The organism is Bacillus sp. SRB_331, assembly GCF_003264175.1.
Classification (GTDB): Bacteria; Bacillota; Bacilli; order Bacillales; family Bacillaceae_G; genus Bacillus_A; species Bacillus_A mycoides.
In genome coordinates, this window is the sequence record NZ_NADV01000011.1 from 359224 (window position 1) to 369759 (window position 10536).

Consider the following 10536-nt stretch of genomic DNA (forward strand, 5'->3'; position numbering starts at 1 on the left):
ATAGGGGGACGATAGATGAACATTCGGCAACTAGCGCTGCAAAATATAAAAGGAAATTGGCGTAATTATAAAGTGTTTTTCTTAAGCAGTTGTTTTGCAATATTTGCGTCTTTTGCATACATGTCTGTTATTGTACATCCGTATATGCAAGAGACGATGTGGTATCAAAACGTACGCTGGGGACTTATCATATGTAATGTTATAATTATTTCTTTTTTTGTCATATTTATCTTGTACGCTACTTCTATTTTCATAGAAGCACGTAAGAAAGAATTAGGGTTATATATGTTAATGGGAGCGACGAAGTCTAACGTAATAGGAGTGATTATGACCGAGCAAATATTGATCGGAATTTTCGCTAATATTTTCGGTATTGGGCTTGGCATGATTTTTTTGAAACTCTTTTTTATGGTATTTAGTATGTTACTTCATCTTCCGAAAGAACTCCCTGTCATATTTGACATGAGAGCGATTGGTGTAACGTTTGTTACATATATGCTCGTCTTTGTTCTGTTATCTTTTATAAGTGCTTTACGTATATGGAATATAAAAATCATACGGTTATTAAAAGAATTTCGAACAGATAAACGAGAGAGGAAAACATCAAAGTGGCTTTGTTTATTCGGCTTTGCTTGTTTAGGAACGGGATATGCGCTAGCGCTACAAGTGACGATGACAACGATAGCATTATACTTTTTCCCTGTGTCTATACTTATCTTTTTTGGAACGTATTTTTCTTTTACACATGGTGTTAGCCAATTGTTAGAAGTGATAAAACGAAATAAAAAGATTATGTATACATATCCGTATTTATTTATAGTGAATCAATTGTCACATCGAATGAAGGAAAATAGTCGCTTTTTCTTTCTGTTGTCTATGGCAACAACGTTTGTCGTTACGGCGACAGGTACGGTGTTCTTATATTTTTCTAGCATGAAAGATATGTGGCGTGGCGGAGGAGTACACTCATTTTCATACATAGAAAAAGGTACTTCTGTTCATGAAGTTTTCGAGAAAGACAAGGTTGAAAACTTATTACATCAATATGGATATGATGATTTTCAATATATGAGTTTTGTTGGAGTGTATGCATCTTTTCAGTCCAATAAGGGAGAAACAGAGGTAGCACCGCTTATAAAGGAAAGTGAATACAATCAAGAGGCAAGAAAACAAAAACAGAAAATGTATTATCCTAAAAAAGGAACAGTTACACTTGTCTATTATAATAAACGCAATTATCCAAATGTATATAATCAAAAAGAGATTCAATTGCAAGTAATGAATCAAGCGTATCCATTCGCATTTAACGGTCAGAGAGAAGGGGTACAATTTAACTATCACCGTTCATACATTAATGGTCTGTTTTTTGTCATGAATGATGAAGATTTTAACAGTATAGCAAATAAAATTCCGGATTCTGAAAAAATGATATATAGAGGTTACACATTACCAAATATCGAAAATACGAAAGAATTAAACGAAGATTTACGGAAACATATGAAACAAGATACAAATGATGCATTTCGAAGTAATATGGAGTTATATGTGAATATGAAAGAGTTCGGTAATCTTACTCTATTTGTAGGCTCATTCATTAGTATATTATTCTTCCTTACGTCATGTAGTATTGTATATTTTAAATGGTTTCATAATATTGCATCGGATCGAAAGCAGTACGGGGCACTCTCTAAACTTGGAATGACGAAGGAAGAAGTGTGGAAGATTTCTCGTTGGCAATTATGTATGCTATTTTTTGCACCAATTATAGTAGGAAGTATGCATAGTGCAGTTGCGTTATATACGTTTCATAATACTCTCTTTATGGACGGTTCATTAAGGAAAGTGGGCTTGTTTATTCTGTTTTACATTGCTGCATGTATCATTTATTTCTTCTTTGCTCAAAGAGAATACAAGAAACATTTAGACTAGCGAATGCTAGTCTTTTTTAAATATTCGAAATTTACATAGAAGAATATAAAAAAGTATGGTATAACAGTAAGAAAACGAAAAAGAGAGGGGAAAGACGATGATTCGAGTAGGATATTTAGGACCAGAGGCAACATTTACAAATATGGCGGTGAGTCGTTTTTTTCCGGAAGCAGAGCATGTACCGTATCGAACGATTCCAGATTGTATTGATGCAGCCGCAAATGAAAACGTAGATTTCGCAGTTGTACCGTTAGAGAACGCCATAGAAGGTTCAGTTAATATAACGGTTGATTATCTCGTACATGAGCAGCCACTTTCCATTGTAGGAGAAATTACAGTGCCAATTCAGCAACATTTACTCGTACACCCGCAGTACGAAGGAGTGTGGAAAGAAGTATACGCTGTACATTCTCACCCACATGCCATTGCACAGTGCCATAAATTTTTAAATGAGGAATTAAAAGGGGTAACCGTTCGCGATATGACATCAACAAGCGCTGCTGCACAATATGTGAAAGAACATCCTGAAGAAAAAATTGCAGCTATTGCAAATGAAGCAGCGGCAGAAAAATACGGATTAACAATTGTAAGGCGTGATATTCATACGCATAAAAACAATCATACACGTTTCCTTGTTCTCCATAAGAAAAAGAAAGCAGTACTCCCAAATAACGGAGAAAACCGAGGAGAGAAAACGACGCTTATGATAACGTTACCTGCTGATTACGCAGGGGCACTATATCAAGTGTTATCAGCTTTCGCATGGAGAAAATTAAACTTATCCAAAATTGAATCGCGCCCGATGAAAACAGGCCTTGGAAATTACTTTTTCTTAATCGACGTCGATAAAGCATATGATGACGTATTATTGCCAGGCGTAATGATGGAACTTGAAGCACTTGGCTTTTCTGTTACTGTTTTGGGGAGTTATTCTTCTTATTGGTTGTAAGGGGAGTGTTTGTCGTATTTTGTAGTTAAGTCGATATAATTTCGGTCGCTAGTATACCGTATGATAGATAAATAGAGTCCCACCTATAAAAGGTGGGATTTATTATTTTAACTTCGAAAGACGATCCTCTAACTGACCACGCCAAATCTCGGCTAGTTCTTGTACAGCAAGAACCTTCGCAATGCCATCTTTATCTTTCCTATTATGAAAATAAATTTCGTTAGAGAACAAAACAGATACATTGTTTGATGGACGCTCTAGTAATGTGATTTTAGAATCTTTACGCACAGTACCTTCTTGAAGAACGCGGCATAAGTAGCCAGTATATCCGGTTGCTACAATACGTGGCAAAATGCCAGGAATGCCAAGACGTTTTGAAATTGTACTACAAGGTACGCGAGCTTGTGTTACTTGAATGATTGCTTCGCCTAGTTGATATGTATCTCCGATGCAAACATCACGCTCTAACATATTTGTTACGGTAATGTTTTCGCCAAATGTGGAAGCTGGAAGTGTAGTTTGAAATTCCTCTTCCCATAGTACGTAATGCTCGTGTGGGTACACACAAACTGCGCGATCAGGTCCCCCGTGGTGTTTTAAATCCGCTACATCATCACCACGGAATCCGTCTTTTGAGAGGAAGGCCTCTTCTGTAGGATCTTTACATATACCTGTTATCATTTCTTTATCTTCGCCATATTTCATTTGTTTCGGTTTACCAGTGCTAAAGTGAACGAGTTCAATCCCCATAGTTGATCTCCTTTACAATTGATTTCAATATTATATCACTAAAAAAGCACAGAGCATGATAAAAAACTCTGTGCTTTACATTAATAAACGAGAAATCCAGCGCGGTCTAGTGCCTCACAAGCGGCATCTAATTTCTCTTTAGAATCTGCTTCAATTGTATGTAAGTGAATACCATCTGTTAGTTGCGAAAGATAGGAAGCGTTTGTGTTTTCGATTTTTTGTAAATATTGCTCTACATCGAAGCGATTACTTACCATAATCGATGCTGTTAAGTCGCCGTATACAGGATGCTCAACTTTTACGTCTTTAATTGTAACGCCGTGGTCAACTAACATAGTAAGTTCTTGACGTACTTCTGCCGGTTTATGTTGGCATACGATTACGCGTTCAAAAGCTTGTTGTCTTGTTTGTGGCTTTAAATATAAATACCCTTGTGCAGTCGCAATAATTGGTTCATTTCGTGCTTTTAGTAAGGAAATGTCTTGAACGATAACTTGCCTACTTACGTTTGTCTTTTTAGATAGTTCATTCCCTGATAATGGTTCATTTGCAGCAAGAAGCCACTCAAGGATGAGTTGTCGTCTTTCTTCGCCTAAAATCTTTTTTTGATCATTTTGTTTCATTATGATTTAACACCTCTATAAAATTGATTTCCAATTGTGTGTAGTGCATGAATAGTTGTATCAATTTGTTCTTTCGTTGTGTGATGTCCGAAAGAAAAGCGGACATATTGTTTTGCCTCTTCATACGTTTTTCCAATTGCAAGCATTGTTTTTGAAGGGTCTTGTTTACCTACTTGGCAAGCACTTCCAGTTGAAATGGCTATACCATGACGGTTACATTCTAACATTGTATACTGACCTTCTATTCCTTTTATTGTAACCCCAATAATATGTGGTAAACAAGAAGTAGAATGTCCTTTCACTTCAATTTCTAGAGGAAGTGTTTGTAATTGCTCTAAAAAATAAGATCGTAATTGTTTAAAACGAAAGCTCTCTTCCTTTTGATTCTTTAATATATGCTCTGCGGCTGTTAAAAAAGCAGCGATTCCAGGAACGTTCACTGTACCAGGGCGAAAGCCTTTTTCATGAGAAGTTCCCGGAAATACTTGTTCCCAGCGAACTTGCGGATTTATATAGCAAGCTCCAACTCCTTTCGGTCCGTATATTTTATGGGCTGAAACAGAGAGGCTATCAATCTCCATCGCTTTAACGTCTATTGGAAGTTTACCAAACGTTTGAACACAATCCGAATGAAATAAAACATTATATTTTTTTAAAAGTGCTCCGATCTCTGCAATGTTTTGAACGGTCCCGATTTCAGAGTTTCCGTGCTGTATACTTGCTAGAGCAGTATCTTCTGTAATAGCTGCTTCTAAATCTACTAAATGAATTATCCCACTTTTATCAACAGGAATCTCAGTAATAGTATAACCTTGCGATTGTAAGGATTGAAAATAACTTCGAATCGATGCGTGTTCCATAGGTGTCGTAATAATGTGCTTTCCATTTCTAGCATTTAGAAGGGATTGAATCGCAAGGTAGTTAGATTCTGAACCGCCGCTTGTAAAGAATACACCTTGTTCCTTACCCCCAATCATTTCTGCAAATGTTTCTCTACAAACTTGCAATAAAGATGATGCGCTTCCGCCGATATCGTGTAAACTTTGTTCATTTCCGAAATATTTCTTTGCTGCTTCTACATATGTTTCTAAAGCTTCTTCGCTCATAGGTGTTGTCGCTGCATAATCTAGATATATCATCATGTAATTTCCTCTCTTCAGTAAGAGTGACATTTGTTTTCGTTTTTAGAATGGTAGTGAAAATAAGAATTGTAAAAAAACTCTTGTCATTATTTTAAAACTATGTAAATATAGGTGTCAAGACAGTTGGAAAGTGTAAAGTGGGAGGCAACAATTATGCCAAGTGCAGATGTCTTGATTATTGGAAGTGGCGTTGCGGCGCTTCGTGTTGCGAAAGAGCTTTGTCACGAAAAGAATGTGATAATTATCACAAAAAAAACAGGACGTAATAATAATACACATTTAGCTCAAGGAGGAATTGCAGCAGCAGTTGCTACATATGACGATCCGAGTGGGCATTTTGAGGATACATTAGTGGCAGGTTGCCATTATAACAACGAAGAAGCAGTTCGTTATTTAGTTGAAGAGGGACCGAAAGAAATAAGTAAGCTTATTACGAATGGAATGAAATTTGATGGGGATGAAAAAGGGATCCACCTTGGTAAAGAAGGGGCGCATCGAAAACGGCGCATTTTACATGCCGGAGGAGATGCAACTGGTAAAAATCTATTAGAGCATTTAATACAAGAAGTAGTTCCGAACGTTACTGTCGTTGAGCATGAAATGGTGCTCGATTTTATTATAGAAAATAATAAATGCATAGGAGCTTTAACGCGAAATAGTGAAGGGAAGCTGAAGCGTTACTATGCTGATAATACGGTGTTAGCATCAGGAGGAATAGGTGGTTTGTACGCCTTTACATCGAATGATGAGACAATTACAGGCGATGGACTTGCGATGATATATCGAGCTGGGGGGGAACTTGTTGATTTAGAATTTGTACAATTTCATCCGACGATGTTATACGTGGACGGGCGATGTTGTGGTCTCGTTTCTGAAGCAGTCCGTGGTGAAGGAGCTGTCCTTATAAATGGAAAAGGACAGCGTTTTATGATGGATATACATCCCGGGAAAGATCTCGCACCGCGTGATGTAGTGGCAAGGGCTATTCATGAACAACTTCTTGCAGGTGAAAAAGTGTACTTAAACATCGAAACCATTCAAAACTTTGAACAACGTTTTCCGACCGTCTCATCATTATGTAAAAAGAATGGTATTGATTTAAAAGAAAATTCTATTCCGGTCGTACCGGGCGCTCATTTTCATATGGGCGGCGTGAAGACGAATTGTGACGGAGAGACGTCCATTTCAAACTTATATGCGGTCGGTGAAGTGGCTTGTAATGGAGTTCATGGTGCGAATAGATTGGCGAGTAATTCATTATTAGAAGGTCTTGTGTTTGGAAGACGAATAGGAAAACACATTTTAGCTAAGCCAGCAGAGGAAAGAAAAAATGTGCCGGAAGAGAGAGGGAAAAGTTTTATAGCTCTTAATGATTTACCGTTGAAAGAAGAAATACAAGAATGCATGATGAAATATGTTGGGATTGTGCGAACTGAGAAAAATTTATCATATGCTCAGAGATGGTTTAGTAGGTACGGTGTGCGAAATATGATCTTACAATATGATGCACTTACAAATGAAGAGATAACGCTTATTAATATGTTAACAGTTTGTGAGCTTATAACAGTATCAGCTTTGCAAAGAGAAGACAGTATTGGTGGTCATTATCGCATTGATTATCCAAAAAGAAATAGCGTAAAAAAAGAGATTATCCGAGTGAGAAGAAAACTACAACTTGTTTAATAAGGGGAAGAGGGGTTTTATGAATACGTTAAAAGTTAAGGAAGCATTAAATCGATTTTTTCTAGAAGATATAGGAGAAAGAGATGTAACATCTCAGCTTATCTTTCCCGATAATGCACTTGCGAAAGGAACGTTTCTTGTAAAGGATACAGGGGTATTTGCAGGGGGCTTAGTAATTGAAGAAGGATTTAAATTAATTGATCAGAGAATTGAAGTTGAACTTCATAAAAAAGATGGGGATCTTGTAGAAAAAGGCGAAATAATTGCAACCGTGCAAGGACCAATCGCATCATTATTAACGGCAGAGCGCGTTATATTAAACGTTATTCAGCGTATGAGCGGGATAGCGACGATGACACGTAAGGCGGTTTTTGCTTTAGATAGCAGTCATACACGCATTTGTGATACGAGAAAAACGATGCCAGGACTACGTATGTTTGATAAATATGCTGTAGTATGCGGGGGCGGGTTTAACCACAGATTCGGTTTATATGATGGTGTCATGATTAAAGACAATCATATTGCTTTTGCTGGCTCGATTACAAAAGCTGTTACATCGGTGAAAGAAAGATTGGGACATATGGTGAAAGTAGAAGTCGAAACAGAGACAGAGGCGCAAGTAAGAGAAGCAGTAGAGGCCGGCGCAGATGTTATTATGTTCGATAATCGTACGCCAGAAGAGATTCGTGAGTTTTCAAAAATTGTACCAAGTGCCATCGTTACGGAGGCTTCAGGTGGTATTACAATTGAAGATTTGTCAAAATACGGAAAAACAGGGGTAGATTATATTTCACTTGGAGCGTTAACACATTCAGTGAAAGCACTTGATATTAGTTTTAATATTGAGGCCTAATGAGAGTGGTTTAGAGGGGGAGAATCATAAATGGGTATTTTAGAGAAAGTTCAGCCAATCGAAGTAATGTTACCAGAGCGTTATCAAATGATGTCTACATTAGAGATGGAAGAGCGTGTCCGTGAAATTAAAGAAAAAATGGGGGCATTACTATTTATTCCAGGACATCATTATCAAAAAGATGAAGTGGTGCAATTTTCAGATGCAGCAGGGGACTCGCTGCAACTCGCGCAAGTTGCAGCGAATAATAAAGAGGCAAAATATATTGTGTTTTGTGGTGTGCACTTTATGGCAGAAACGGCAGATATGTTAACGACAGATGATCAAATTGTCATCTTACCAGATATGCGTGCCGGCTGTTCTATGGCAGATATGGCAGATATTGAACAAACAGAAAGAGCGTGGAAAGAGCTCGCGAAATTATTTGGGGATACGATGATTCCATTAACGTATGTAAATTCAACAGCTGCGATCAAAGCGTTTTGTGGTCGTAATGGAGGGGCAACAGTAACCTCTTCTAATGCAAAACAAATGGTGTCTTGGGCGTTTACACAAAAAGAGCGTCTCGTCTTTTTACCAGACCAACATTTAGGAAGAAATACAGCGTATGATTTAGGTATTCCGTTAGAAAAAATGGCAGTGTGGAACCCGCATACAGATTCATTAGAGTACGATGGAGATATAGAAGAAATTCAAGTGATTTTATGGAAAGGCCATTGTTCTGTTCATCAAAACTTCACTGTGAAAAATATTGAAAATGTGCGGAAAAATCATCCGGATATGAATATTATTGTTCACCCTGAATGTTGTTATGAAGTGGTTGCTGCTTCTGATTATGCAGGATCAACGAAATATATTATTGATATGATTGAAGCAGCTCCGGCGGGAAGTAAGTGGGCGATTGGTACAGAGATGAATTTAGTGAACCGAATTATTCAGCAACATCCAGATAAAGAAATTATTTCGCTAAATCCGTTTATGTGTCCTTGCTTAACGATGAACCGAATTGACTTACCTCACCTGTTATGGGCACTTGAGAACATAGAAAGAGGAGAACAAATTAACGTTATTCGTGTAGAGAAACAAGTAACAGAAGAGGCAGTTCTTGCATTAAATCGTATGTTAGAGCGCGTTTAAAGCAGCGGGATTTCCGTTGCTTTTTTTCGTACATATAATCATAACAAGGATGAAATAGGCATACATTGTGTTGAGGAAATCATTGCGGTTTTTCTATGCTTATTCCACTTCGAATCATATTGAAAATAGAAGAAGTGATAAAAGTAAAAGAAGTTAATGTTGTTTAGAAAGTGTTACTTCAAAGTGTTTTTACTTATAGATAAGTTATACAGGAGGGGGAAAATTTGAAAATTCATATCGTGCAAAAAGGGGAGACCCTTTGGAAAATTGCAAAAAAGTACGGAGTGGATTTTGAAACGCTAAAAAAAACAAATACACAGCTTAGCAATCCAGACCTAATTATGCCAGGGATGAAAATTAAAGTGCCATCGCATAGCGTTCATGTGAAACAACAAACTGGATCGGGTTCAGCGCCCCCGAAACAATATGTAAAAGAGGTGCAGCAAAAAGAGTTTGCATCAACACCAACGCCACTTGCAATAGAAGATGAAGATGAGATCACGTATCAATCAACACCTATTACACAACAACCAGCTATGCAACAAACGCAAAAAGAAATGCAGATAAAACCGCAAAAAGAAATACAGGTGAAGCCGCAAAAGGAAGTGCAAGTGAAGCCACAAAAAGAAGTGCAAAAAGAAATTCCGATTCAAAAAGAGAAGCCAGTTGAAAAGCCGCCTGTCATTCAAAAACCACCTGTTGTAGAGAAAGTAGAAAAACTAAAACCTACTACGAAAGAAAACACTAAATTTTCTATCAATGTATTACCGCAGCCGCCGCAACCACCAATTAAAGCGAAAAAAGAATATAAAATTTCAGACGTAATAAAAAAGGGAAGCGAGTTAATTGCTCCTCAAATTAATAAAATGAAACCTAACAATGTCATTTCTCCGCAAACGAAAAAAGACAATATAGGAAACATAGTGTCACCGCAAGTGAAAAAAGACAATATAGGGAATATAGTGTCACCGCAAGTGAAGAAAGAAAATATAGGGAATATAGTGTCACCGCAAGTGAAGAAAGAGAATGTAGGGAATATAGTGTCGCCGCAAGTGAAGAAAGAGAATGTAGGGAATATAGTGTCGCCGCAAGTGAAAAAAGAAAATGTAGGGAATATAGTGTCACCGCAAGTGAAGAAAGAGAATGTAGGGAATATAGTGTCGCCGCAAGTGAAGAAAGAGAATGTAGGGAACATAGTCTCACCAAACGTATCAAAAGAAAGTGTTATTATCCCGCAAGTAATACCGCCTAATATTCAAGTGCCGAATATAATGCCAATAATGGATAACAATCAACCACCAAATATAATGCCAATAATGGATAACAATCAACCACCAAATATAATGCCAATAATGGATAACAATCAAATGCCAAACATGATGCCGATAATGGATAACAACCAAATGCCAAACATGATGCCGATAATGGATAACAACCAAATGCCAAACATGATGCCGATAATGGATAACA

General features: G+C 37.4%; 8 protein-coding genes and 1 pseudogene. 6 read left to right on the forward strand and 3 right to left on the reverse strand.

Annotated elements, in window-relative coordinates; genetic code table 11:
- Nucleotides 1-15: 15 nt before the first annotated feature.
- Together B5P42_RS10470 and pheA are read left to right on the forward strand one after the other, a co-directional pair.
- Nucleotides 16-1929, forward strand: a complete 1914-nt coding sequence (locus B5P42_RS10470) for an ABC transporter permease (protein ID WP_113734165.1) — start codon at nucleotides 16-18, stop codon at nucleotides 1927-1929.
- A gap of 97 nt (nucleotides 1930-2026) precedes the next feature.
- On the forward strand, nucleotides 2027-2878 hold the full coding sequence (gene pheA / locus B5P42_RS10475; protein ID WP_002192473.1) for a prephenate dehydratase: 852 nt from the start codon (nucleotides 2027-2029) through the stop codon (nucleotides 2876-2878).
- Between the two features lie 102 nt (nucleotides 2879-2980).
- Here the strand turns inward: pheA and B5P42_RS10480 are convergent, their stop codons facing one another.
- From B5P42_RS10480 to B5P42_RS10490, 3 genes are all read right to left on the reverse strand, one after another.
- Nucleotides 2981-3628, reverse strand: coding sequence for an MOSC domain-containing protein (locus B5P42_RS10480; RefSeq protein ID WP_113734166.1), 648 nt, complete (start codon nucleotides 3626-3628; stop codon nucleotides 2981-2983).
- An 80-nt stretch (nucleotides 3629-3708) separates the two neighbouring features.
- Nucleotides 3709-4251: a transcription repressor NadR gene (locus tag B5P42_RS10485; RefSeq protein WP_002034157.1), complete on the reverse strand. Its 543-nt coding sequence runs from the start codon at nucleotides 4249-4251 to the stop codon at nucleotides 3709-3711.
- Nucleotides 4251-5393: an IscS subfamily cysteine desulfurase gene (locus B5P42_RS10490; protein ID WP_002190770.1), complete on the reverse strand. Its 1143-nt coding sequence runs from the start codon at nucleotides 5391-5393 to the stop codon at nucleotides 4251-4253. Before B5P42_RS10490 ends, B5P42_RS10485 begins: the two co-directional genes overlap by 1 nt.
- 153 nt (nucleotides 5394-5546) lie before the next feature.
- Here B5P42_RS10490 and nadB point away from each other — a divergent pair, with 153 nt between their 5' ends.
- The 4 genes and pseudogenes from nadB to exsA all read left to right on the forward strand — a co-directional run.
- Nucleotides 5547-7076, forward strand: a complete 1530-nt coding sequence (gene nadB / locus B5P42_RS10495; protein ID WP_113734167.1) for an L-aspartate oxidase — start codon at nucleotides 5547-5549, stop codon at nucleotides 7074-7076.
- A 19-nt stretch (nucleotides 7077-7095) separates the two neighbouring features.
- On the forward strand, nucleotides 7096-7929 hold the full coding sequence (nadC, locus tag B5P42_RS10500; protein ID WP_113734168.1) for a carboxylating nicotinate-nucleotide diphosphorylase: 834 nt from the start codon (nucleotides 7096-7098) through the stop codon (nucleotides 7927-7929).
- Nucleotides 7930-7959: 30 nt separating this feature from the next.
- Entirely contained in the window at nucleotides 7960-9066 is a 1107-nt protein-coding gene (gene nadA, locus B5P42_RS10505) for a quinolinate synthase NadA (protein ID WP_113734169.1), read from the forward strand.
- A 224-nt stretch (nucleotides 9067-9290) separates the two neighbouring features.
- A pseudogene (exsA, locus tag B5P42_RS10510) lies at nucleotides 9291-10536 on the forward strand (spore coat assembly protein ExsA); the annotation flags it as partial.